Raw genomic sequence first — 22075 nt, 5'->3', positions numbered from 1 at the left:
AAGCCCCAACAAAAAGCCGCTCCCGAATCCAGGAGCGGCTTTTTTTGGTTCTTCGCCGCATTCCTGGAGCCAATTTACCCAGTCGATGAGGAACTGGCTTTTTGAAGACGCCATTCAAAATACCGACGAAATAGCTCCGGCTATACGCCTTCATGCCAAACAAGAAATGCTGCGGATGACTGATACCTTGTACGGCGTACGCCTTCCCGTTTTGGCCAAGCACATCGGCGCTGTTCTCGCCTGACCGGCCATAGCGGGATGGCGGGCGAAGAAGCCAGCCAAGCCGACCTGCTATGGCCGGCCTGGCGAGAACCCGAAGTTCTCTGCGCTTGGCCTAAACAGCCCAAGCCATACAAAGGAATCCCCAGTACTTGACGAAGAACCTTTTATTACACGCACGCCATGTATGCAACGCATCGATACATGCTGCCGTCATCAATCACATGCGCAGACGGCACGTGCAAACTGCATGACTAAGGTTGAATCACAAGCATCGTGCTGCTTTGCGCATTGCGACGAATATCCGCATGCCTCACATCCATAGTCTTGCACTGGAAATTTTCGTACAGCTTTAACTGGTCATCGTAATGGGGACTGCGCACACCATGACGATCCGTGAACCCACTTTGGCCGGGCGGCATGGCATCGCAAAACTCCACGCCCTGGTCATTAAAAACAATACGGTTATTTTCCGTGCCCCGGTTCTGGTAACCGGTAAAGGCAAACGTATTGCCGGGAGCAGCCTGTGGGGTGCCAGTAAAGTTCTTATCGCTAAAGCGATGCACCGAGGTCGGCACAGTCCAACGTGCCATATCGTCGCCCTGCTGCTGGCGTAGACGCGCCTGGGCATCAATCAACGCCTGATGCATGACATCCTGCGAACGGCGCTCGCCAAACACATTCACGCGCTCCGGATCGGGCCGGGCTTCCAGCGCCAATGCGCGCAGCAGCACTTTTGTGCCCATGCTCAGATTGATGGAACCCGGATTGGGGCCTTGCTGCGTGGCAAAGCCAGTCTGGCTATACATGGCGCGATGTGACTCGGGCACAACAGGCATCAAGACCTGCTTGTACATCTCTTCCAACCAGGTCTTGAACAAGACGCGCGCCGGTCCGGCATTCTTTCCGTTCTGGTCGCGCTCCATCCCATCCCATGCCAACAAGGTCGTCAACGCGCTGTGGCCGGCATCCGTAGCGGGAAGCTGCTGCGCCAGTTTCTCCAGATGCGGACGGAAATAGCGCCAGTTCACATCTGCATACGAAGCTGTCTTATTGAAGTCCCAGATTTCCTGCACGCTAAAGACGTCTTTTTTCTGATACTGGGCGACCAACTCGTTCATGCGGTCGCCATACGTCCAGTAATACGTGTCGGTATTGGTCTTGTCTGGCGCAGGTTTGTTGTTCCAATTGACCAGGTACGCTTGGGGCGGATTGTACGCTTTAGGAATCGCATCAAAGCTCTTGGTGCCTTGCCACTCCATGCTGCCGTCCCCGTTGGCAGGGACGCGGATATCCTGATCGGCAGGACGCTGGGGCAAGAAAGCAGGCGATACATACCCGATATTGCCGTGCTTGTCGGCGTAATACCAGTTGATGGAGATCGCCATTTTGCTGGCCTGCTCCAAAAACTGGGTCCAGTCGCGCGCCTTGGCGACATTCAGCCAGGCCAGCAGCGATTGCACTTCGTAGCCATCCCAGCTGCGCTTTTTGCTGTAGGCCACACCCTGCTCGTAGTCGAACTGTGTCACCAGGCCGTGGACGGTGCGCCAGACCGTTATTTCTCTGTCGGCCTGACCGCGCACCTGAATCCGCTCTTTGCGTTGCTCCATCGTGCGGTAGGCATTGTCGAACCAGTATTGGTCAGGGCGGGACGGATGCAGCTTTTCCTGGTACATGTCGACCACATCCTGCGGACCGGCAGTCGCTCCCCAGGCAATATCGCTATTGGTGCCGAACAACACGATCGGGTAGGCAAACGGCGTATTGCCTACGACATCAAAGCCTGCCCCATGCAGGCCAATGCCATAGGTATAGGCGGGGTTGTACCAGCCAAACTGCGGACCATTGATCAGGACGGTCGCCCCTTCCTGAACCCGCTCGGGCCGGGTACTCCACAAATTGCTGGCCTTGGGCGCAAAGTCCGGACCCTGGCCTCCCCACTGTTTATCCTGACGGTCCAGCTCCACGCTCAGCGCCTGTGGCGACACCTGGGCCAGCGCCTGGCCACCAACCCGCGCACGCGGCTCCTGCCCGGCGGACTGGGCAGGCACGGTGGTAGGCGCAGCCGTGTCGTTGACCCACAGCAACTCGTCAAAAATGGCGCGCCCGCGCTGAGGGCCATGCTGCTTTTCCAGGGACTGGCGCAACGCCAACGCACTCAGCTCCAGATTGGTGTCTGAAAAGCGGTTAGCCATCGACCCTACCCAGATCATGACCACATCGAACTCGCTCAGCGGCTCGGGCTGAAAATCAAAATCCAGATATTCTTTGGGCAAAAGCTCGGGATGGCGGCGCACTTTTTCCAGATAGGCGTTAAAGCCGTCGGCATACCCACGGAAAATATCAGCCTGCTCCTTGGGCAAGGCGGCCATCTGCCGCCGTATCGATGCAGGCGTGAAATTTTGCCGCACCTGCATATCGTACTTGACGTAAGCGTCCTGGTCGCCCGGCCCCAATACCTGGGCCGTCGTGCCTACAAACGAGCGCCGCGCCATATCCATCTGGAATAGCCGGTCCTGGGCCACGGCGTAGCCGTAACCGTAATACACGCCGTAATGGCTGTCGGCAAAGACATGCGGCACACCGTAGCTGTCCCGCAGCACCTCTACCGACTGCACCTGGGCGTAGACCGGCGAGCCGGCCCACACCATGCTCGCCATCAAACCTGCTGCGGCCACGCCCGCACGAACCATCCCTGACTGCATATTTGCCCCCTTTTATGATACCGAAAATTATTATGACCCTAAAATATTGAAGCCAATACAAATAGGCGATCACAAATTTATATCAATCCGGTCTTAAAAGAAGTCAGGGCTTGCCCTAGCTAGGCAGGCGCGCCACGCCCAAGGCACGGCGCGCATCCGCCACCATCAGAACGACACCAGGCGCCCTGGGTTGATGGCCCCAACCACGCCGATCGCTGCCTTGACCACAGGAATGGCCATTGCCGACAACTGGCGCCCCAAAGGAATAGCCATGTGATCAATCCCCGTCAATAGCGCAAAGTCCTCGTTGCGACCGGCCACATCGTCGCTGATGGCTTTGCCGATACGCACGGTCTGCGCCACGCCATGCCCGCTCCAGCCATGCACCATATAAACCGGCACGGCATCGTCGGTCTTGCGACAATCGGTAGCGCCGTTCAGGGTAAAGTCGCTGATGCCGCTCCAGGAAAACTCCAGCTCGGGCTGATCCAACTGGGGAAACACGGTACGGATGCGCTCCAGCAAATAGTCGTTGATGCGTTCGGGCGACCAACTGCTGCCCGTGCCCTGCCCGCCGAACAACAAGCGGTTCTGACGCACGGCACGGTAGTAGTCGATCTGAAACTGCGTATCGTAGACCGCCATGTCCGACGGCAAAAGCTGGGCCACATCCTGCTGCAATGGGGTGGTTACACCCACGTAGGTGTAGAAAGGCACCGTCGTATTGGCCTGCCCATCCAAAAACTGGAACGTGGTGTTGTGTACTGCCAGCACCAGCGCCTTACGCGCGGTAATGGTGCCGCCCGGGGTAATGGCAAGCGCACCGGACGATGTCTGTTCGATCGCCTGCACTTCAGTGCCTTCGTGTACGGTGCCGCCCTGCTGCACCAATCCGTAGACCAGGCCGCGCAACAATGCCAGCGGATGCACCTGACCGCCCAGGCGGTCAACCGTGGCACCATGATAGATATCCGAGCGGATATGCTGTTCGAGTTCGTACGCGCCGACCACATCCACCGAATCATCGCCCAGATAGCGACGCGCATCGGCCCCTTCGATCAAGGCACTCATGTGTCCAGGATGCACGGCGGCAGTCAAGTGACCGCGGCGGCGATCAAAATCCATGTCGTAGCGCTGGGCGATTTCGTCGACCAGCTCCATCGCTTCGACCGAGGCCAGCCGCCACAGGCGCTTGGCCTGATCCACGGGCAAGTGGGCGATCATGTCGGCGGCTTCCCAGCGCGCCAGCCCCGGGGTCAGTTGACCGCCATTGCGGCCCGAAGCGGCCGAGCCGATGCTGTCTTTTTCGACCAGCACCACATCCAGTCCCGACTGGGCCAGATGCAAAGCCGTGGATGCGCCCAGCAGTCCACCGCCCACGACCAGCACATCGCATTGCCGGTCGGTATTCAAGGGAGCAAACTCGGCCCAGGGGGCCAGAGACGCCTCGTAGTATGTGGCTGGCGCAGCAGCGTCGGCCAACTGGCCTTTACGCCAGTTCCAGAGGCGGTTGTTAAGTGTCAAGTGTGTTTCTGCGCTACGCACATCATCCAAAAGAATAGGTTTGCGTAAATTCATGATACGGGTGTCCTGTGTCAGTGACGGCAGGCGCTGGGCCTGCCGTATGGGTCACAGAGCGGAATGCCCCGGTGACGCGCATCATCGCGGCGTTCCGTTCTGCATCTTTCCGCGCTTTGGGCCATCGATTCAGCTCAAAACAGAAAGTTTCTACGGTGTAGAATGTCTTTATTCTACCCTGTAGAGTTAAACTTGGCAAAAAAGCCGCGATTCGTCGCGGCTTTGTCGTCATGCATCCAAGGAAACGTCATGGTCACATCCGCCACCCCACGTTCGCGCAATCTGTCCAAAGAAGGCTTGGTACATGCCGCCATCGAACTGATGGAGTCGGCTGGCGAAACCGGCTTTTCTTTGCGCAAGCTGGGCGAACGAGTGGGCTGCGACCCAATGGCCGTGCTGTATCACTTCAAGTCCAAAGAGGGCTTGCTGCGCGCCATGGCCGATCAACTGACCGCCCGTGTCCGGGCCGTGGACGAGACGCTATCCTGGCAAGACAGGCTGTATGACCTGGCCGCCCAATACCGACAGCTGGCGCTGGAACACCCGCATACTTTTCGACAGATGCAGCGCTTTCTGAATACTGGCTCGGCCGATTATCGGGTGATAGAAATGGTGTACCGCGCCCTGCGCGACGCGGGCCTGAGCGAACAAGACACACCGGCAGCCAGTGTCGGTTGGTACGCGGTGATGTACGGCTTGATCCTGGGCGAAATCGGCGGTCTGATCCGCCCTGCCACCCCGGCCGAAATCGGCGAACTAGACCAGCAGGCCGACGACGGCCTGCCCCTGCTGCGCCAGATCCTGCCGCACTTTCTGGATCTGGATGCCGAAAGCGTCTTCAAGATGATGATGAGGGTGGTGCATCAGGGCTTGGCCGACCTTAACGCGTAAATACGGCAATCGACTCCACGTGCGCCGTGTGAGGGAACATATTGACCACACCGGCCGACTCCAGGGTGTAGCCGCCCTCGTTGACCAGAATGCCGGCGTCGCGTGCCAGCGTGCCGGGGCTGCAGGATACATAGACCAGGCGCTCGGGGCGCTCCTCGGGGGCCAGTTGGGTCAAGGCGGTCGCCACCGCCATGGCACCATCACGGGGCGGATCGATCAGCATACGATCGAAGTGACCCAGGTCGCGCAACCATTTCACGTCTACTTCAAACAGGTTCAAGGTCGTAAAGTGGGCCTTGTCCTGCAAGCCATGCACCAGCGCCGCTTCGCCGGCGCGCTGGGTCAGCGTGGCGCTGCCTTCGATGCCCACGACCTGCGCGGCGCGGCGCGCCAGCGGCAGACTGAAATTGCCCAGGCCGCAAAACAAGTCGGCCACGCGGTGATGGGGCTGCACATCCAACAAAGACAGGGCCCGTGAGATCAGGCTGCGATTAATGGGATGGTTGACCTGGGTAAAATCGGTGGGACGGAACGGCATGCGCAGATCGAACTCAGGCAAGGCATAGGCCAGCTTATCGGCATCGTCGCGCTCCAAGGGATGCACGGTTTCCGGGCCTTTGGGCTGCAACCACCAGCTGATGTCATGCTCCTGGGCAAAGGTGCGTAGACGAGCGATATCCTCGGCCGTCAGCGGCTCCATGTGACGCAGCGTCAGCGCAGTCATCTGGTCGCCCATAGCCAGCTCGATCTGCGGCAAACGGTCCGGACGCGACAGCCCCGCCAGACAGGTGCGCAGCGGACCAAGCAACGCCGATACCTTGGGCGGCAATACGCGGCACTCTGTCATGTCCACCACGTAACGGCCATTTTTTTCGCGAAAACCAACCAGCACGCCCCCCTTCTTGGGCACAAAGCGGGTAGAAAAACGGGCGCGATAGCGATAGCCCCAATACGGGCCATGCAACGCCGGCAATACCTGACGCGGCCGGACCTTGCCGATATGAGCCAGTGAATCTTCCAGCACGCGCTGCTTGACAGCGACCTGCGCAGCCGGCTCCAGGTGCTGCATGGCACAGCCCCCGCAATTGCCAAAATTCGGACAGGGTGGTTCGGCGCGCTGCGACGAACGCTGCACCAGCTCGGTCATGCGGGCCTTGTCGTAGGAATCCTTGGAGCGCACGGTCTGGGCGCGCACACGCTCGCCGGGCAACGCACCTTCCACAAACACCACTTTGCCGTCTTTGTGGGCCACGCCGCGCCCTTCCAGGTCCAGCGACTCGATGAACAACAGGTCTGACATACGATATAAATCCAGATAAGCGCCCGACCCGGCCCGCGCACCATCGTGTGCGCCCGCTCATGGACATGCAGGCAAATAGGCGATTTTACAATGGGTGCGCGCGGCGAATGGAAATTTTGCACAATCCGGAACAAGCTTGCGCCGCTTTGCTCGGCAAACAACAAAAAAAACGGCCCGCAGGCCGTTTTTTAGCTGCCGCCCTGATTAACGGGCAGGCAGATAGGACATGGGGTTGACCGGTGTGCCCGAGCGGCGGATCTCGAAGTGCAAGCGCGGCGACGTTGTGTCGGACTGGCCCAGATCCGCGATGCGCTGACCTTTCTTGACCTGCTGGCCCGTTTTGACATGCAGCGTGCTGTTGTGCGCATAGGCCGTGATAAAGCCGTTGCTGTGGCCCACCAACACCATGGAGCCTAGACCGCGCACACCATTGCCGGCATACATGATCTTGCCATCGGCCGCCGCCACGACAGGATCGCCCACCTTGCCCTCGATGTCGATACCCTTGGTGGACGAATTAAAACCCTGGATGATCTTGCCGGTGGCTGGCCAGCCCCAGGCAATCAGGGCCGCATCGCTGGCGCGTGGCGCTGACGACGGCGTTTCGGTCTTGATAGGTGTAGCCGGGCTGACCGGGGAAGTCTGCGTGGAAGCGACGCCACCACCCGCGGGCATGGCGGTCTTGCCGTCCAGACGCAGAACCTGCCCCACGCGCAACATGGACGGGTCAGTGATCTGGTTCAGGCTGATCAAGTTGCCTACGTCCATGCCGTGCGCCTGGGCGATCTTGTACAGCGTGTCGCCGGGCCGCACCACATAGGTGCCGGACGCCGTGCTGGCAGCGCCGGACGAGGCCGACGAGGAGCTCATGTCAGTGACGGGTGCGCGCGCCGAACGGCTCCCGCAGCCCGCCAACAGGGTACTGGCGACCACTGCCACCACCAGAAAATGACGTGGCTTCATGGACCACAGAACGTTGGCGGAAGCAGCGGTTAACGGTAACCTGACTGCATGCTGCATATGAATCTCCTGAGAATATCTGACTAAATCTGGGTTCCGGACCGCATCGGCACGAAGCGGACCGCATCAAGTTCTTCGCGACGCCAGTTAGCCTGCCCGGTGCGCTCCACCAGGACCAGACGCTGCTGGGTCGTGCCTTCGGGGGCGATCAGACGCCCGCCTATGGCCAGTTGTTCGAGCAAAGCCCGGGGAATCACCGGACCGGCTGCCGCCACCACGATAGCATCATAGGGGGCCGAGGCCACATAACCTTGCATTCCGTCACCAAACAGCACACGTACGCGTTGCGAAAGCCCCAACTGCCGCATGCGCTCGCGGGCCATATCGTACAGCCCCCGGATACGTTCGATAGCGTAAACTTCTTTGACCAATTGTGCCAAAACAGCGGCCTGATAACCACATCCGGCACCGACTTCGAGCACTTTATTCGGGATTTTCTGGTCGCATACCAAAGAAAGCATGTGCGCCACCACCCAAGGCTGGGAGATGGTCTGCGCGAAACCGATAGGCAAAGCATCGTCTTCGTAGGCGCGGCTGGCCAGGCCTTCGTCGACAAACAGATGGCGCGGCACCGCCTGCATGGCAGCCAGCACCCGTTCGTCGGCAATCCCCTGCCTGCGCAAGCGCTCGATCATCATGCCACGCGAGCGTTCCGAGTTCAAACCAAGATTGACACTTGTTGACACTTGCGAGGACACCGCGCCCGACGGGGGCGGGTGCAACTGGCCCCGCTGCACAATGCGCGTGTTGCTATTGGTGGCCGACAGCCCGCTGCCCAGCCTGGACTTGCCGAAACGGTTCGTTGTGCCATCGGCAAACGGAAAACGGTTGACCGGCTTGCGCATGACTATTTCACCCAGGCCCGCATGCCGGCCAGGTGCTCGTAGTTGGTCAGGTCCACGCGCAGCGGCGTCACCGACACCGCCAACTGCTCGACTGCGCCAAAATCGGTATCGTCGGCGCTATCGGACACGCGCCCGACCGGGCCTATCCAGTAGACCGGTTCGCCATACGGCGTGCGGCTCTGGATGACGGGTTCGGAGGGATGGCGTTTGCCCAGGCGAGTTACACGCAAACCTTTCATAGCCTCGTAAGGCACGGCCGGAATATTGACGTTCAGCAAGGTATTCGGAGCCAGCGGCTGGCGGCAGCTACGCTCGACAAGGTCGCGCGCAACACGGGCAGCGCTGTCCAGATGCGGCCAGCCCCGCTCGACCAAAGAAAAGGCAATGGCGGGAATACCGAACAAATGCCCTTCCGTGGCCGCGGCCACTGTGCCGGAATACAAGGTGTCGTCGCCCATATTGGCACCGTTATTGATGCCCGACACCACCAGGTCCGGGCGGAAATCCAGCAATCCGGTCAAGGCCACGTGTACGCAGTCCGACGGTGTACCATTGACGTAATAAAAGCCATTGGCGGACTGGCGCACCGACAGCGGCCGGTTCAAGGTCAGGGAGTTGCTGGCCCCGCTGCAGTTAGTCTCGGGTGCCACGACAGTCAGATCGCCCAGCCCCTGCAAGGCCTGATATAAGGCCTCTAAGCCGGCTGCGTTATAGCCATCATCATTGGACACCAGAATGCGCATGGTTCATTTCCGTTAAAAAATCAAACACGGGTAGCGAATTGTACCCGCTGGTTTTGGAATTTTGCTGCAAGCCCAGTAGAATTGCGCGCAACTATTATTGCGGAGCCCCATACTTATGAATGCTGTTCCCTTTGCCGTGGCCGCCGTGCTCGTGGCCCTGCTTTCCTACCTGCTGGGCTCGCTGCCTTTTGCAGTCATTGTCAGCAAGGCCATGGGACTGCAGGACCCACGCACATTCGGCTCCAAAAACCCCGGTGCCACCAATGTGCTGCGCAGCGGCAACAAAAAAGCCGCCGTGCTGACCTTGCTGGGCGACGCCTTCAAGGGTTGGCTGGCCGTTTTCCTGACCTTGCAAGCCGTGGCCGCGTGGGGTTGGGCACCGGCACTGGCGGGCATCAGCGCCTTGTGCGCCTTTCTGGGACACCTGTTTCCGGTATTCCTGGGGTTCAAAGGCGGCAAGGGCGTCGCGACCGCCATTGGCGTGATCCTGGCCCTGACCCCCTGGCTGGCTCTGGCCACGGTAGGCACCTGGCTGATTATTGTCTGGGTCAGCCGCTACTCGTCTCTGGCCGCCATTGTCAGCGCCGTCTTTGCGCCCTTTTACTATCTGCTGGGCGCGGGCGTGGCCTGGCCCTTGCAAGCAAGCACCGCTGCCGCCCTGATCGTCATTGCTGCCTTGCTGCTGTGGCGTCATCAGGAAAACATCCGCCGTCTGATGAACGGCACAGAAAGCAAGGTAGGCTCGAGCAAAAAACGCTAAGAGCCGCCCGGCGCATGGCTTAGGCGCTGACCGGAGAAGCCGCTTGGTTGACGGCCGCCAAATCCCAGCGCGGTCGGATGGCAAAACCATGCTGCGAGGCGTCCAGCCGAACCAAGCCATGCTTGACCCGCATGGCGGCCGCAAAAGCGATCATGGCACCGTTATCGGTGCAAAACTCCAGCGGCGGGAAAAACACCTCGCCGCGCAGCTTGCGCATGGCCTCCAGCAACTGAGCGCGCAAATGCCGATTGGCCCCGACTCCCCCCGCCACCACCAGCCGCTTCAGGCCGCTTTGCTTCATGGCCTTGATGGCCTTGGCGGCCAGCACATCGACAATCGCGCTTTCCGTGGCAGCCGCTAGATCGGCGCGCTGCTGTTCGCTGACACCGCCTTCTTGTTGTTCGAGCTTGCGCAAGCAAGTCAACACAGCCGTTTTCAGACCACTGAAACTGAAATCCAGATCCTTGCTGTGCAGCATGGGGCGCGGCAATGAATAGATGGCCGGATTGCCCTGCTGTGCCAGTTGCGACAAAGCCGGTCCGCCCGGATAACCCAGCCCCATCAGCTTGGCGCTTTTATCGAAGGCTTCGCCGGCGGCATCGTCCAGGGTTTCGCCCAGCAGTTCGTACTGCCCGACGCCATCGACCCGCATGATCTGTGTATGGCCGCCCGACACCAGCAAAGCCACAAAAGGAAACGCAGGCTGCGGCTGTGCCAGCAAAGGCGACAGCAAGTGCCCTTCCAGATGATGCACGGCAATGGTGGGCTTGCCCAGCGACCACGCAATGGCCTGGGCCACGCTGGCACCGACCAGCAAAGCACCGGCCAGACCCGGGCCGGCCGTATAGGCAATGGCATCCACGTCGGCCAGCGCCAGACCCGCTTGGGCCAAGACCTGACGGGTCAACGGCAACACGCGACGGATATGGTCGCGCGACGCCAGTTCGGGCACGACGCCGCCGTAATCACGATGCATGGCAATCTGGCTATGCAAGGCATGAGCCAGCAAACCGCGTTCCGTACAAACCAGGGCCACGCCGGTTTCGTCGCAGGAACTTTCAAATCCAAGAATATTCATCCCGCCATTTTACCTTGCCGACGGACAGCCATCACAGCCTGTTGCCAGCGCGCCACCGCCTATTTTCTCTGGTATCGCGCAGATAGTGCAGGTATAAAGAATGCAACACAGTGTGTCGGTCGCGGTTAAAATCCGTCATCTATCTTTTCAGATTTCGACAGCTCATCTACCACGAAGGGGGAGAGATCATGTTTGAACGCCTATTCAAACTCTCTGAGCATGGCACCACCATCCGTACCGAGGTCCTGGCAGGCATAACCACCTTCCTGACCATGTCCTACATTATTTTCGTCAACCCGGATATTCTCTCGTCCACCGGCATGGACCGCAATGCCGTCTTCGTGGCGACCTGCCTGGCCGCTGCGCTGGGCACGTTTATCATGGCCTTTCTGGCCAACTGGCCCATCGGCATGGCCCCGGGCATGGGGCTGAATGCGTTCTTTGCCTTTACCGTGGTCGCCACGCTGGGCTACACCTGGCAGCAGGCGCTAGGGGCCGTCTTTATCTCCGGCGTGATCTTTCTGCTGCTGACTGTGACCGGGGTACGAAGCTGGCTGATACGCGGCATTCCCAAGTCGCTGCAAAGCGCCATTGCCGCCGGCATAGGCATGTTTCTGGGCCTGATCGCCCTGATGAACTCCGCAATCGTGGTGGCCCACCCCGCCACCAAAATCGGACTTGGCGACCTGACCAAACCCGGCGCGCTGTTCGCCATCCTGGGCTTTTTCATTATTGCCTCTCTGGATGCCCTGAAAGTACGTGGTGCCATCCTGATCGGCATTCTGAGCATTACCATTCTGTCCATCCTGACCGGCCACAGCCAGTTCGGCGGCATCGTGTCCGCGCCCCCTTCCATCCTGCCCACTTTTATGCAGCTGGACATCATGGGTGCCCTGCACACCGGCTTTATTCATGTGATTCTGGTGCTGGTGCTGGTTGAAGTGTTCGACGCCACTGGCACCATGATAGGCGTGGCCAAGCGCGCCCGCCTGATCGAAGAAGGCCGCCCCAACCGCCTGGGCCGCGCCCTGCTGGCCGACAGCTCGGCTATCGTGGCCGGTTCCATGCTGGGCACCAGCAGCACCACCGCCTACGTGGAAAGCGCCTCCGGCGTCCAAGCGGGCGGGCGCACCGGCATGACGGCCCTTGTCGTGGGCGTGCTGTTCTTGCTGGCCCTGTTCTTCTCGCCCCTGGCCGCGACCGTACCCGGCTACGCTACCGCGCCCGCCCTGCTGTATGTGGCCTGCCTGATGATGCGCGAGATCACACAGGTCCAATGGGAAGACATGACCGAAGCCGTTCCGGCCGCGCTGACCGCCTTCGCCATGCCCTTTACCTACTCGATCGCCAACGGTCTGGCCTTCGGCTTTATCAGCTACGTCATCATTAAGCTGACCACGGGCCGCTGGCGCGACATCCACCCTGCCACCTTGCTGGTGGCAATTTTGTTCGTCATTAAATACGCGTTCTACGCCGAGTAGCGCGGTGCGCCGCTTGCCCGAGCGCCGCTTTGGCACCCGGGAAAAAGCGGTTACACTGACTGCACGACCAACAAAGCGGCTGTCCATCAGCCGCTTTTTTAATGCGGAGGCTCCCCCATGAGCACCATCGAACTGAACGAGGCCACCTTCCAGGCAGCCGTCGAAGACGGCAAACCTCTCATCATCGACTTCTGGGCACCCTGGTGCGGCCCATGTCGCCAATTCGCCCCTGTGTTCGAGGCGGCCGCCGCCGAGCACGCCGATGTCACCTTCGCCAAGGTAAACACCGAAGAAGAGCAAGAACTGGCCGCTGCGCTGCGTATCCGCTCTATCCCTACGCTGATGGTGTTTCGCGAACGTGTCCTGCTGTTCTCGCAAGCCGGCGCGCTGTCGGCATCGCAACTGACCGAGCTGGTGGAGCAGGTCAAAGCCGTGGACATGGAAAAAGTCCATGCCGAAATCGCGGCGCAGGAAGCCCAGGGTAAGGAACAGAATTGATCGCGGCCTGATCGACGCGCGACACAGACAAACGCCAGGCATTGCCTGGCGTTTGTCGTTTTACAAAGAGCGCGTCAATCGCAATGTTCTAATTCGATGATCGCAAAACCGATGCGTTTGATCTCTGCTTCGACCTGCGGCGATGCAGTCTCTACATGGCAAAAACGGCATTCACGGGTTGTGAGCGAATCCGCCGGAATGCCTTTGGCCGCCAGATAGCGGTGCCCGTACTCCAGCACGGTCTGCGGCACCGTGCGATCGCCCTGTTCGCTGACGAGAATATCAAAATGCATGCGCCGCCCATCCGCGCGGCGCACATACGTATCAAAAACAGCAATCTTCATTGTTCACCCTTTAAAAGATGCATGTTCAGAACGAACAAACCGATCCGCCGTTAGCGCTCAGTTCCTGATCGACAGCCATCATCGCTTGCCAAGGACGACGAGCGATCAATTGGCCCAGAAACGCGCCAAGGCGCAGATCGTCCAGATGCCCCAGATGGCGCAACGCCAGTTCGCCATCGCGGTCAAATATCATCAAGGTCGGCGTGCCGCTCACCCCCCATTGGGACATCGTGGATGGTATCGGACCTGTCTGGGCCGGCCGATCAATCGCGACAGGAAACGTCAGGCGGTATTCACTGGCAAATACTTTCAACGCGGCCGGCGTCATGACATGATGGTGTTCAAATACACTGTGCAAACCGATGACGGCCAGATCATCTCGCGAAAAAATGGCGCTTAACCCCTTGGCCTGAGGCAAACTATTACGCACACAGCCTGGGCACAGCATCTGAAAAATCGATACAAGGACAACCCGCCCCCGTAAAGCTTGGAGACTAAGAGGCGTATCGGTGTTGAGCCATTCGCTGGCGTCTATCTCGTAAGACATGACATGCACCCCAAAGAAACACGCGCCGCCACCGGTATGTATTGCCCGCTGCAGGCCGCTTGATCGTGATCCGAATGGGGAGAGTATGTCGGCAAGCTCGACTGACCGGACGGCGATTCGTACAGAACGCGTATCTTTCCGTCCAAATTGTGGGTATGCCAGGCTAAGAGCCTGGCCAGATCGAACAATGGACTTAGGTAGGATTGACTATTGCACCGGCTGGAGCGGAACGCACTCGCCCTGGCCACGGGTCATATTGATAAACGCCTGCTGAAAATCGGCGCTTTTATCCTGTGGCAGAGCCAAAGTCCAGACAACGCCCTGGCTGTCGAACTGTTCATCCTGAACCTGGACGGCAAAGGTCTCGAAGCGGGACTGAATCAGCGCCAGCTCGCCAAAAGCGCAGCGGCAACGCATGCGCATCATAGGCACGAGTTCGCGCTTGTCCGCCAGACGCAGGCACTGCGCCGCCACGCCGCCGTAGGCACGCACCAGTCCGCCCGTACCCAGCTTGACGCCCCCGAACCAGCGTATCACCAAGACGGCGACCCGGTCGCAATCTTGGCCTTCGATAGCCTGCAAAATAGGACGCCCGGCCGTACCTCCGGGCTCGCCGTCGTCATTAAAACGATATTGCGCGCCGATCTTGTAGGCCCAGCAGTTATGCGTGGCATCCGCTACGCTGTTTTCCTGAAAAAACTGCAAGGCCTGCTCGGCGCTGTCCACCGGAGCGGCCAGCGCCAGGAAGCGACTTTTCTTGATGTCTTCCTGGAAACGGACCGGCTCCAGCAAGGTCAACAAGGCCATCAGCCCTGTTCGCGGGCAGCCAGATAGTCTTCGTAGCCACCGTGGTAATCGACCAGTTCGCCGTTCGGCAGGACTTCGATAATGCGCGTGGCCACACCGGACACGAACTCGCGGTCGTGAGACACGAAAATCAGCGTGCCGGCGAACTTTTCCAGCGCCATCTGCAGGGATTCGATCGATTCCATATCCAGGTGGTTGGTCGGCTCGTCCAGCAACATGACGTTGTGCCGGCCCAGCATCAGGCGCGAGAAAGTCATGCGGTTCTTTTCGCCACCGGACAACACCTTGACGGGCTTGATGATGTCGTCGGCCGAAAACAGCATGCGGCCTAGCACCGAGCGCAAGGACTGATCATCGTCGCCGGCCTGACGGTATTGGCTGATCCAGTCAAACAGATTGTCCTGGGTATCGAATTCGTCAGATACATCCTGTGCCATGTAGCCGATATCGGCATTTTCGGACCAGACCACAGAGCCGCGATCAGGCGTCAAGTTGCCGGCCAGCAGACGCAACAACGTGGTCTTACCCACCCCATTGGCACCCACGATGGCGATTTTCTCACCAGCTTCGATCATGGCCGAGAAGTTGCCGATGACGGGGTGGTCGTACGATTTGCTCAGGCCCTCTACGGTTACCGCCAGGCGATGCAAGGGCTTTTTCTGCTCGAAACGCATGAAAGGATTCTGGCGCGAGGAAGGCTTGACCTCGACCGTATCGGCCTTCAGGCGGCCGATCTGCTTCAGGCGCGACGTCGCCTGACGAGATTTGGACTTGTTGGCGGCAAAACGACGCACGAAGTCCTGCAGCTCGCTAATGCGATCTTTGGCCTTGGAGTTGGCAGCCAGCACGCGTTCGCGCGACTGCACCGACGCCAGCATATAGTCGTCGTAGTTACCGGGGTAGACGCGCAATTCGCCATAATCCAGGTCGGCCATGTGGGTGCAGACCTGATTCAGAAAATGACGGTCGTGACTGATGATGACCATCGTGCTCTGGTAGCTGTTGAGCACGTCTTCCAGCCAGCGGATGGTGTTGATATCCAGGTTGTTGGTCGGCTCGTCCAGCAGCAGCACATCGGGATTGGAGAACAGGGCCTGGGCCAGCAGCACGCGCAGCTTCCAGCCCGGAGCCACTTCGCTCATGGGCAGATTATGCTGTTCGACCGGAATCTCCAGGCCCATCAGCAACTCACCGGCGCGCGATTCGGCGGTATAGCCGTCGTACTCGGCAAAGCGGGCCTCCAGATCGGCGGCCTTCATGTAGTCTTCTTCGGTAGCGTCGGGATTGGCGTAGATGGCATCGCGCTCTTGCATGGTGCTCCACATTTCCGTGTGGCCCATCATGACGACATCCAGCACGCGCATGTCTTCGTAGGCAAACTGGTCCTGGCGCAGCTTGCCCAGGCGCACGCCTGGGTCCAGCGAAACATTGCCGGCGCTGGACTCCAGATCCCCCCCAATGATTTTCATGAAGGTGGACTTGCCCGAACCGTTGGCCCCGATCAGGCCATAGCGATTGCCTTCGCCAAACTTGACGCTGACGTTTTCAAACAGAGGCTTGGCGCCGAACTGAATCGTTAGATTAGCGGTGGAGATCACGTAAAAACACTTTGCAAAAGGTTGGATTCAACCCGCTAGTGTAGCAAGCGCGCGCAAAATCCGTTAGTGGTGGTGCTCGTCCAGAACCAGGTAGGCCATGCCGTCTTCGGTCGCCAGACCGACCTGCTTGCCCACAGGCAGCGTGACTTTGACCTCGACATGCCCATACGGCAGTCCCGTGACTACCGGCACTTTGACTGTCTCGCGCAACCAACGTACCACCGAAGCCAAGGTGTAGCCGTTATCGTTGGCCCCCTGGCGATACTCGGTAAAGCGGCCCAGCACAATGGCCATCTGCTGATTGAGCACGCCGGCGTGCCAGAGCTGAGTCAGCATGCGCTCGATGCGATACGGCGACTCGCCGACATCCTCCAGGAACAGGATACCGCCTTGCACCTGCGGAAAGTACGGCGTGCCCAGCAAAGAGCAGACCATAGCCAGCGTGCCGCCCCACAGCACTCCGTGTCCATCGACCGGGTCCGAGTCTTCGGACTCGAAGCTAAATAGTTCCAGCTCGCCGCGCATCAATTCACCAAACAGTTCGGTCGTCAGTTCGTCGGGTTCGGGACAACCGAAATCCGCGATCGCCGTCGGCCCCGAATAGCTGATCGCCCCCGTCTTGGCCAGCAAGGCCAGGTTAAAGGCGGTAAAGTCCGACATGCCTACGAAACGCTTGCCGCTATCGGCCACTGCCTGCCAATCGATGCGATCGAGCAGACGATTCAATCCATACCCGCCACGAGTCGCCATGACGATAGGCTGCGGCTGCACCAGAGAACGCCCGATGGCGGCCAGACGCTGCTCGTCCGAGCCGGCAAAGCGTTCATGCACGGCCAACGCATCCGGGTCCGCCGTGACGGCAAAGCCCAGATCGCGCAAACGTTGCTGCGCCAGCTCCAAGCGGGCCGGCTCCAGGACCTGGCCCGAGGGAGAGAGCAGATAAATGCCCGAGTGATCCTGATGGCCGCACTGACAATGGCCGTGTTCGTGCTGATGGTGATGATCGTGCTCGGGGGCGCTCATGGTGAACCTTGATAAATAGAATGACGCCATTCTATCGCTGCGCAGCGATAGACCGAAAGCGTTTACAAAAAAGAAAGCTGCCCGTCTGCGCAGCCCACAACAGCGCCTAGCCGGAGTGTTCCGGCCCTTCCGGCGGAGTGCCGCGCGCCGCTTTCTGTTGGGCACGACGTACACGGAAAAAATCGCGCAGCACCTGGGCGCATTCCTCGGCCATCAGCCCTCCGCTTACCCGCGTGTGATGGTTCAAAGTGGGATGCAGATGCAACGATTCCACGCTGCCGCACACGCCGGTCTTGGGGTCGGCAGCCCCCCAGACCACGCGGGCCACGCGCGCATGCAGCAAAGCCCCCAGACACATCATGCATGGCTCCAGAGTCACAAACAGACTGGCACCGGGCAGCCGATAATTGCCAGCCTGAGCGGTCGCGGCGCGCAACGCCACGATTTCGGCGTGCTGGGTGGCATCGTGGTCGCAGATCGTGCGATTCGCCCCTACCGACAACAGACGACCATCGGCATCGAGCAGCACCGCCCCTACAGGCACTTCGCCGCTACGGGCTGCACGCCCGGCCTGCTCCAAGGCCAAAGCCATCGCCTGTGTGTCCGACAGCACATCCCGGTCGGGCTCTGGTGTTAAGCTAGTTGCGATTGAATCCATGCGTTTATTCTTACCCTGTCAGCAACCCGTCAGTGTAACTCTCCGCCCATGCAGATAACCTCCGATTCCCCTGCCATTTTGCGCGTGCGCGGCTTGAGCAAGCAATATGCCAACGGCCATCACGCCCTGCACCCTCTGGATTTGGACATACAGCGCGGCGAGATCTTCGCGCTGCTGGGCCCCAACGGGGCCGGTAAGACCACGCTGATCAGCATTATCTGCGGACTGGTCAACCGCAGCAGCGGCACCGTGCTGGTGGATGGAGCCGACAATGTGCTTCAGTACAAACAGGCGCGCCAGAAGATCGGCCTGGTGCCGCAGGAGCTCAGTTCGGATTCGTTTGAGACGGTCTGGAATACCGTCAGTTTCAGCCGCGGCCTGTTCGGCAAACCCAAAAAGCCTGCCCTGATCGAACAGATTCTGAAAGACCTGTCCCTGTGGGACAAGAAAGATAATGCTCTGATCACTTTGTCGGGCGGCATGAAGCGGCGGGTGCTGATCGCCAAGGCGCTCTCGCACGAACCCGAGATTCTGTTTCTGGACGAACCCACGGCCGGCGTGGATGTCGCCTTGCGCCAAGGGATGTGGAGCCTGGTTAAAAAACTGCGCAGCCAGGGAGTGACCATTATCCTGACCACGCACTACATCGAAGAGGCCGAGGACATGGCCGATCGCATCGGCTTTATCAACAAAGGCACGCTGCAACTGGTGGAAACCAAACAAGACCTGATGCGTCGCCTGGGTGGCAAAACGCTGAGCCTGAGCCTGGCCCATGCCATCACCACGCTGCCCGAACAACTGGTGGCCCTGGGCCTGCAACGCTCGGCCGACGGCCTGCAATTGCTCTATCCCTTCAATGACCGCGAGCAGGAACACGATTTCAGCGCCCTGCTGGCCGCTATCGGGCAGGCAGGGCTGGGCATTGCCGACATCCAGACACGCGAGCGCAGCCTGGAAGACATTTTCGTGGAATTTGTAGGAGCACAGACATGAACTGGCATGCCGTCCTGGCCATCTACGCCTACGAAATGGCACGCACTCGCCGCACCTTGCTGCAAAGCATTGTCGCGCCCGTCATTTCCACGGCGCTGTACTTCGTGGTTTTCGGTGCCGCCATCGGCCATCGCATCAACGAGATCGGCAACGTGCCGTACGGCGCATTCATCGTGCCCGGCCTGACCATGCTGTCGGTGCTGACCCACAGTGTCTCGAACGCCGCCTTTGGCATTTATTTCCCGCGTTTTACGCGTAGCATCTACGAAATCTTGTCCGCCCCGATCTCGCATTTCGAGGTGACCCTGGCCTTTGTGGGGGCATCGGCCACCAAGTCGCTGCTGCTGGCCGCCATCATCTTGCTGACGGCCCGCGCCTTTGTGCCCTACGAGATCGCGCACCCGGTCTGGATGCTGATTTTTCTGGGCCTGACCGCCTTTTCCTTCAGCTTGCTGGGATTTATCATCGGCATTTGGGCAGACAATTTCGAAAAACTGCAATTCGTGCCCATGCTCATCATCACCCCCCTGACTTTCCTGGGCGGCACTTTTTATTCTATCGACATGCTCCCCGCCTTCTGGCAGAAAGTCACCCTGTTCAACCCGGTGCTATACCTGATCAGTGGGTTTCGCTGGAGCTTTTTCGACCTGGCCGATGTCAACATATGGCTCAGCCTGGGCATGACGCTACTCTTTCTGACCATATGCCTGGTGCTGGTCAGTTGGATTTTTCGGACCGGCTACCGGTTGCGCCCTTGACCTAGGACAAAGCGGTCAATAACATATTGATTGTCGGGCTGAAAAATAACAGACGTACCTGAATACACAGCTACGCAGAACAAGCTTACCCAGACTAATACCGCATATTTATCACTCAGGGACGGGGCGTGGACAATCAATACAGCAAGGGCGGTGCCATAGAGCTGCTCATTGCGATGATCATCATGGGCACAGTGGGGCTTTTTGTCATCGAGTCCCAGCAAAGCGTCTACAACGTCGTTTTCTATCGTTGCTTGCTAGGCGTATGTTTTTTATTTTTCTATTGCCTGATCCGCCGAAAGCTGAAGAAAGATGCCCTACACGCAAAAAATCTGCTTCTCATCATCATCAGCGGCGTGTTTTTGGTCTCTAACTGGCTCTTGCTGTTTGAAGCCTTCAAATCCTCGTCCATTTCCACTGCCACCACGATTTACCATGCGCAGCCTTTCTTTTTTCTCGTAATCTGGTCCTTGCTGTTCAAAGAAAAAATACCTCTCAACAAGGTACTGTGGATGATCCTGGCTTTTATCGGCGTAGCCATGGTGGCCGATCTGTCGATTGCAGCCAATTCATTGTCCGCCGACTATCTGCTGGGCACCTTGCTGGCACTGGCGGCGGCCATGCTTTGGGCCTTGTCCGCCGTGCTCGTCAAACTGCTACGTGGCGTGTCCCCATTCATTATTACGTTGATTCAACTGGCCGTCGGCACCCTTGTGCTGCTGCCCTTTGCCGATTTTTCCGGCATGAGCCTGATCAGCCATACCCAATGGGGATACTTGATCATTCTGGGCATTGCGCACACCTGCCTGACGTACATCCTGATGTACTCGTCATACACCAAGCTGCCTGCCGCCACCATTGCCGCCATGACCTTCATTTATCCGGGCGTCGCCATTTTCGTGGATTACTATTTTTACAACCACAGCCTGAACACACAGCAAGCACTGGGCGCGGCCCTGATTTTCCTCAGCAGCTACGCATCCACCCGAAATATCCACTTTCCCGCCTGGATACGTAAAAGGTCGAGCAGCCACCCTTAAAACTGCGGCCTCGGTGCGAGGCTATGCAGGCGCAAAAAAAGAGCGGTAGACCTGGCGCATGCCAGACCGATCGGGACCGTTTATTTTTTAATCGACATACATATCCATGAAACTGGCTTGCTCTCCGTACTGGGCCAATTTACGGGCCAGCGTATCCGGAGCAACGTCCTGGACCGGCTGATACCCCAGCTTTTCCCAGTAAGCCAGCGCCGGCCCCAACGACACCAGGCTGCAACGGCGCAATCCCTGGCGACGGGCGTAACGGTGGCCTTCGGCCAGCAAGGCAGACGCTACGCCACGCCCTTGGGCGCGACGCAGCACGGCACAATCATGAATAAACCACTGATCGGGACGCGCCGGCAAGCTCGCCAAGGCGTCGCCCAGCGCCGGAGGCAAGCGCCCAGCCCAGGGGTAGGAAATCAAGTAGCCCTGCAAGCGATGCTGGGCGTCGCGCGCCACCCAGCAACTGTGCGGAGCCAGATCCAGACGATTTTGATAAAAGCTGCGATCTTCGAGCAGATCGGCGGCATAGACATCGGCTTGCGCCAGCAGAACGTCGTCCAGATCATCCGGACGCATTAATTGAATATGTACAGACATGCATCTCAACAGCCGCCACGATGGGCGGCTGAACCATCGTTTAATCGCGAAAATTCTGATATTGCAAAGGCAGCTCGACATCGGCTTGCTTGAGCAAGGCAATCGCGGCCTGCAGATCGTCGCGCTTCTTGCCGGTGATGCGTAATTTATCGCCCTGGATCTGGGCTTCCACCTTGAGCTTGGCCGCTTTGATGGCGGCAATCAATTTTTTAGACGTGGGCTGATCCAAACCTTGCCGAACTTTGATTTTTTGGCGAGCACCGGCCACGTTTTCCAGTGGTTTTTCGGCCTCCAGGGCACGCACATCGATACCACGGGCCGACACCCGGCCACGCAGGATTTGCATCATCTGTTCGAGCTGAAAGACACTGGGCGCAGATTGCAAAATGGTGTTTTCGTCTTCCAATTCAAATTTGGCATCCGTACCCTTGAAGTCAAAGCGGGTTCCCAGTTCGCGCCCAGCCTGATCGACGGCATTGCGCAATTCTTGGGTATTGACTTCGGATACAACGTCAAAAGAAGGCATTCGTATAAATCCTGTACTGAATTAAAACGCCGGCCGACGCCATGTCGGCCCGGACGATACGTG

General features: G+C 59.0%; 22 protein-coding genes. 7 read left to right on the top strand and 15 right to left on the bottom strand.

Translation table 11 applies throughout. From position 1 onward, the window contains the following. Positions 1-473: 473 nt before the first annotated feature. Complete coding sequence (locus tag AADW57_RS08240) at positions 474-2879, bottom strand: penicillin acylase family protein (RefSeq protein WP_341669568.1); 2406 nt, start codon at positions 2877-2879, stop codon at positions 474-476. A 210-nt stretch (positions 2880-3089) separates the two neighbouring features. After that, positions 3090-4505, bottom strand: a complete 1416-nt coding sequence (locus AADW57_RS08235; RefSeq protein ID WP_341669674.1) for an NAD(P)/FAD-dependent oxidoreductase — start codon at positions 4503-4505, stop codon at positions 3090-3092. A gap of 246 nt (positions 4506-4751) precedes the next feature. On the opposite strand from AADW57_RS08235, the gene AADW57_RS08230 reads away from it, so the two are divergent. Beyond that, positions 4752-5393 (top strand): TetR/AcrR family transcriptional regulator, encoded by a 642-nt coding sequence (locus AADW57_RS08230; protein WP_341669567.1) that lies wholly within the window; start codon positions 4752-4754, stop codon positions 5391-5393. On the opposite strand, the gene rlmD is transcribed toward AADW57_RS08230, so the two are convergent. From rlmD to surE, 4 genes are all read right to left on the bottom strand, one after another. Next, complete coding sequence (gene rlmD, locus AADW57_RS08225; RefSeq protein ID WP_341669566.1) at positions 5383-6693, bottom strand: 23S rRNA (uracil(1939)-C(5))-methyltransferase RlmD; 1311 nt, start codon at positions 6691-6693, stop codon at positions 5383-5385. The two genes, AADW57_RS08230 and rlmD, sit on opposite strands and share 11 nt — an antisense overlap. A 204-nt stretch (positions 6694-6897) precedes the next feature. After that, positions 6898-7713 (bottom strand): peptidoglycan DD-metalloendopeptidase family protein, encoded by an 816-nt coding sequence (locus tag AADW57_RS08220; protein ID WP_445819188.1) that lies wholly within the window; start codon positions 7711-7713, stop codon positions 6898-6900. 23 nt (positions 7714-7736) lie between these two features. Further along, positions 7737-8558: a protein-L-isoaspartate(D-aspartate) O-methyltransferase gene (locus AADW57_RS08215; protein WP_341669564.1), complete on the bottom strand. Its 822-nt coding sequence runs from the start codon at positions 8556-8558 to the stop codon at positions 7737-7739. Between the two features lie 2 nt (positions 8559-8560). Further along, positions 8561-9301, bottom strand: coding sequence for a 5'/3'-nucleotidase SurE (gene surE / locus AADW57_RS08210; protein ID WP_341669563.1), 741 nt, complete (start codon positions 9299-9301; stop codon positions 8561-8563). Positions 9302-9416: 115 nt separating this feature from the next. On the opposite strand from surE, the gene plsY reads away from it, so the two are divergent. Continuing rightward, entirely contained in the window at positions 9417-10061 is a 645-nt protein-coding gene (gene plsY, locus AADW57_RS08205) for a glycerol-3-phosphate 1-O-acyltransferase PlsY (protein ID WP_341669562.1), read from the top strand. A 19-nt stretch (positions 10062-10080) separates the two neighbouring features. Here the strand turns inward: plsY and tsaD are convergent, their stop codons facing one another. Continuing rightward, a complete protein-coding gene (gene tsaD, locus AADW57_RS08200; protein ID WP_341669561.1) occupies positions 10081-11139 on the bottom strand; it encodes a tRNA (adenosine(37)-N6)-threonylcarbamoyltransferase complex transferase subunit TsaD in 1059 nt (352 codons plus the stop codon). A gap of 188 nt (positions 11140-11327) precedes the next feature. Between tsaD and AADW57_RS08195 the strand changes: the two genes are divergently transcribed. Next, positions 11328-12620 carry an NCS2 family permease gene (locus tag AADW57_RS08195; protein ID WP_341669560.1) on the top strand — a complete coding sequence of 431 codons (1293 nt, stop codon included), beginning with the start codon at positions 11328-11330 and terminating at the stop codon, positions 12618-12620. Between the two features lie 117 nt (positions 12621-12737). Next, positions 12738-13118 (top strand): thioredoxin, encoded by a 381-nt coding sequence (gene trxA / locus AADW57_RS08190; RefSeq protein ID WP_341669559.1) that lies wholly within the window; start codon positions 12738-12740, stop codon positions 13116-13118. A gap of 74 nt (positions 13119-13192) precedes the next feature. Here trxA and AADW57_RS08185 read toward each other — a convergent pair whose 3' ends face one another. The 6 genes from AADW57_RS08185 to tadA form a co-directional block, all read right to left on the bottom strand. Continuing rightward, a complete protein-coding gene (locus AADW57_RS08185) occupies positions 13193-13462 on the bottom strand; it encodes a DUF2024 family protein (protein WP_341669558.1) in 270 nt (89 codons plus the stop codon). A 25-nt stretch (positions 13463-13487) separates the two neighbouring features. After that, complete coding sequence (locus AADW57_RS08180) at positions 13488-14009, bottom strand: redoxin family protein (RefSeq protein WP_341669557.1); 522 nt, start codon at positions 14007-14009, stop codon at positions 13488-13490. 207 nt (positions 14010-14216) lie between these two features. Then, positions 14217-14816, bottom strand: a complete 600-nt coding sequence (locus AADW57_RS08175) for an IMPACT family protein (RefSeq protein WP_341669556.1) — start codon at positions 14814-14816, stop codon at positions 14217-14219. Beyond that, entirely contained in the window at positions 14816-16414 is a 1599-nt protein-coding gene (locus tag AADW57_RS08170) for an ABC-F family ATPase (protein WP_341669555.1), read from the bottom strand. Before AADW57_RS08170 ends, AADW57_RS08175 begins: the two co-directional genes overlap by 1 nt. A 63-nt stretch (positions 16415-16477) precedes the next feature. Beyond that, the gene (locus AADW57_RS08165; RefSeq protein ID WP_341669554.1) at positions 16478-17437 is read right to left on the bottom strand and encodes an LD-carboxypeptidase; all 960 of its coding nucleotides are present in this window, start codon (positions 17435-17437) and stop codon (positions 16478-16480) included. 106 nt (positions 17438-17543) lie between these two features. Then, positions 17544-18086 carry a tRNA adenosine(34) deaminase TadA gene (gene tadA, locus AADW57_RS08160; protein ID WP_445819200.1) on the bottom strand — a complete coding sequence of 181 codons (543 nt, stop codon included), beginning with the start codon at positions 18084-18086 and terminating at the stop codon, positions 17544-17546. Positions 18087-18143: 57 nt separating this feature from the next. Between tadA and AADW57_RS08155 the strand changes: the two genes are divergently transcribed. The 3 genes from AADW57_RS08155 to AADW57_RS08145 all read left to right on the top strand — a co-directional run bounded on the left by AADW57_RS08155 (position 18144) and on the right by AADW57_RS08145 (position 20886). Further along, positions 18144-19088, top strand: coding sequence for an ABC transporter ATP-binding protein (locus tag AADW57_RS08155; protein ID WP_341669552.1), 945 nt, complete (start codon positions 18144-18146; stop codon positions 19086-19088). Continuing rightward, positions 19085-19846 (top strand): ABC transporter permease, encoded by a 762-nt coding sequence (locus AADW57_RS08150; RefSeq protein WP_341669551.1) that lies wholly within the window; start codon positions 19085-19087, stop codon positions 19844-19846. The genes AADW57_RS08155 and AADW57_RS08150 overlap by 4 nt, the downstream gene beginning before the upstream one ends. A 128-nt stretch (positions 19847-19974) precedes the next feature. Continuing rightward, positions 19975-20886, top strand: coding sequence for a DMT family transporter (locus AADW57_RS08145; protein WP_341669550.1), 912 nt, complete (start codon positions 19975-19977; stop codon positions 20884-20886). An 87-nt stretch (positions 20887-20973) separates the two neighbouring features. On the opposite strand, the gene AADW57_RS08140 is transcribed toward AADW57_RS08145, so the two are convergent. Next, positions 20974-21486 (bottom strand): GNAT family N-acetyltransferase, encoded by a 513-nt coding sequence (locus AADW57_RS08140; protein WP_341669549.1) that lies wholly within the window; start codon positions 21484-21486, stop codon positions 20974-20976. 40 nt (positions 21487-21526) lie between these two features. Next, entirely contained in the window at positions 21527-22012 is a 486-nt protein-coding gene (locus AADW57_RS08135) for a YajQ family cyclic di-GMP-binding protein (RefSeq protein WP_341669548.1), read from the bottom strand. Positions 22013-22075: the final 63 nt, after the last annotated feature.

Source organism: Alcaligenes sp. SDU_A2 (genome assembly GCF_038237375.1).
Classification (GTDB): domain Bacteria; phylum Pseudomonadota; class Gammaproteobacteria; order Burkholderiales; family Burkholderiaceae_B; genus Alcaligenes.
This window is presented reverse-complemented; position numbering and strand designations above follow the sequence as displayed.

Excerpts from the sequence above, each read along its gene's own strand:
- AADW57_RS08175 (WP_341669556.1), bottom strand. The coding sequence starts at position 14,816 with ATGGCCTTGTTGACCTTGCTGGAGCCGGTCCGTTTCCAGGAAGACATC.
- AADW57_RS08215 (WP_341669564.1), bottom strand. The coding sequence starts at position 8,558 with ATGCGCAAGCCGGTCAACCGTTTTCCGTTTGCCGATGGCACAACGAAC.
- AADW57_RS08150 (WP_341669551.1), top strand. The coding sequence starts at position 19,085 with ATGAACTGGCATGCCGTCCTGGCCATCTACGCCTACGAAATGGCACGC.
- AADW57_RS08165 (WP_341669554.1), bottom strand. The coding sequence starts at position 17,437 with ATGAGCGCCCCCGAGCACGATCATCACCATCAGCACGAACACGGCCAT.
- AADW57_RS08230 (WP_341669567.1), top strand. The coding sequence starts at position 4,752 with ATGGTCACATCCGCCACCCCACGTTCGCGCAATCTGTCCAAAGAAGGC.
- AADW57_RS08180 (WP_341669557.1), bottom strand. The coding sequence starts at position 14,009 with ATGTCTTACGAGATAGACGCCAGCGAATGGCTCAACACCGATACGCCT.
- surE (WP_341669563.1), bottom strand. The coding sequence starts at position 9,301 with ATGCGCATTCTGGTGTCCAATGATGATGGCTATAACGCAGCCGGCTTA.
- plsY (WP_341669562.1), top strand. The coding sequence starts at position 9,417 with ATGAATGCTGTTCCCTTTGCCGTGGCCGCCGTGCTCGTGGCCCTGCTT.
- AADW57_RS08135 (WP_341669548.1), bottom strand. The coding sequence starts at position 22,012 with ATGCCTTCTTTTGACGTTGTATCCGAAGTCAATACCCAAGAATTGCGC.
- AADW57_RS08155 (WP_341669552.1), top strand. The coding sequence starts at position 18,144 with ATGCAGATAACCTCCGATTCCCCTGCCATTTTGCGCGTGCGCGGCTTG.
- rlmD (WP_341669566.1), bottom strand. The coding sequence starts at position 6,693 with ATGTCAGACCTGTTGTTCATCGAGTCGCTGGACCTGGAAGGGCGCGGC.
- AADW57_RS08240 (WP_341669568.1), bottom strand. The coding sequence starts at position 2,879 with ATGGCGAGCATGGTGTGGGCCGGCTCGCCGGTCTACGCCCAGGTGCAG.
- AADW57_RS08185 (WP_341669558.1), bottom strand. The coding sequence starts at position 13,462 with ATGAAGATTGCTGTTTTTGATACGTATGTGCGCCGCGCGGATGGGCGG.
- tsaD (WP_341669561.1), bottom strand. The coding sequence starts at position 11,139 with ATGAATATTCTTGGATTTGAAAGTTCCTGCGACGAAACCGGCGTGGCC.
- AADW57_RS08220 (WP_445819188.1), bottom strand. The coding sequence starts at position 7,713 with ATGCAGCATGCAGTCAGGTTACCGTTAACCGCTGCTTCCGCCAACGTT.
- AADW57_RS08195 (WP_341669560.1), top strand. The coding sequence starts at position 11,328 with ATGTTTGAACGCCTATTCAAACTCTCTGAGCATGGCACCACCATCCGT.
- AADW57_RS08140 (WP_341669549.1), bottom strand. The coding sequence starts at position 21,486 with ATGTCTGTACATATTCAATTAATGCGTCCGGATGATCTGGACGACGTT.
- trxA (WP_341669559.1), top strand. The coding sequence starts at position 12,738 with ATGAGCACCATCGAACTGAACGAGGCCACCTTCCAGGCAGCCGTCGAA.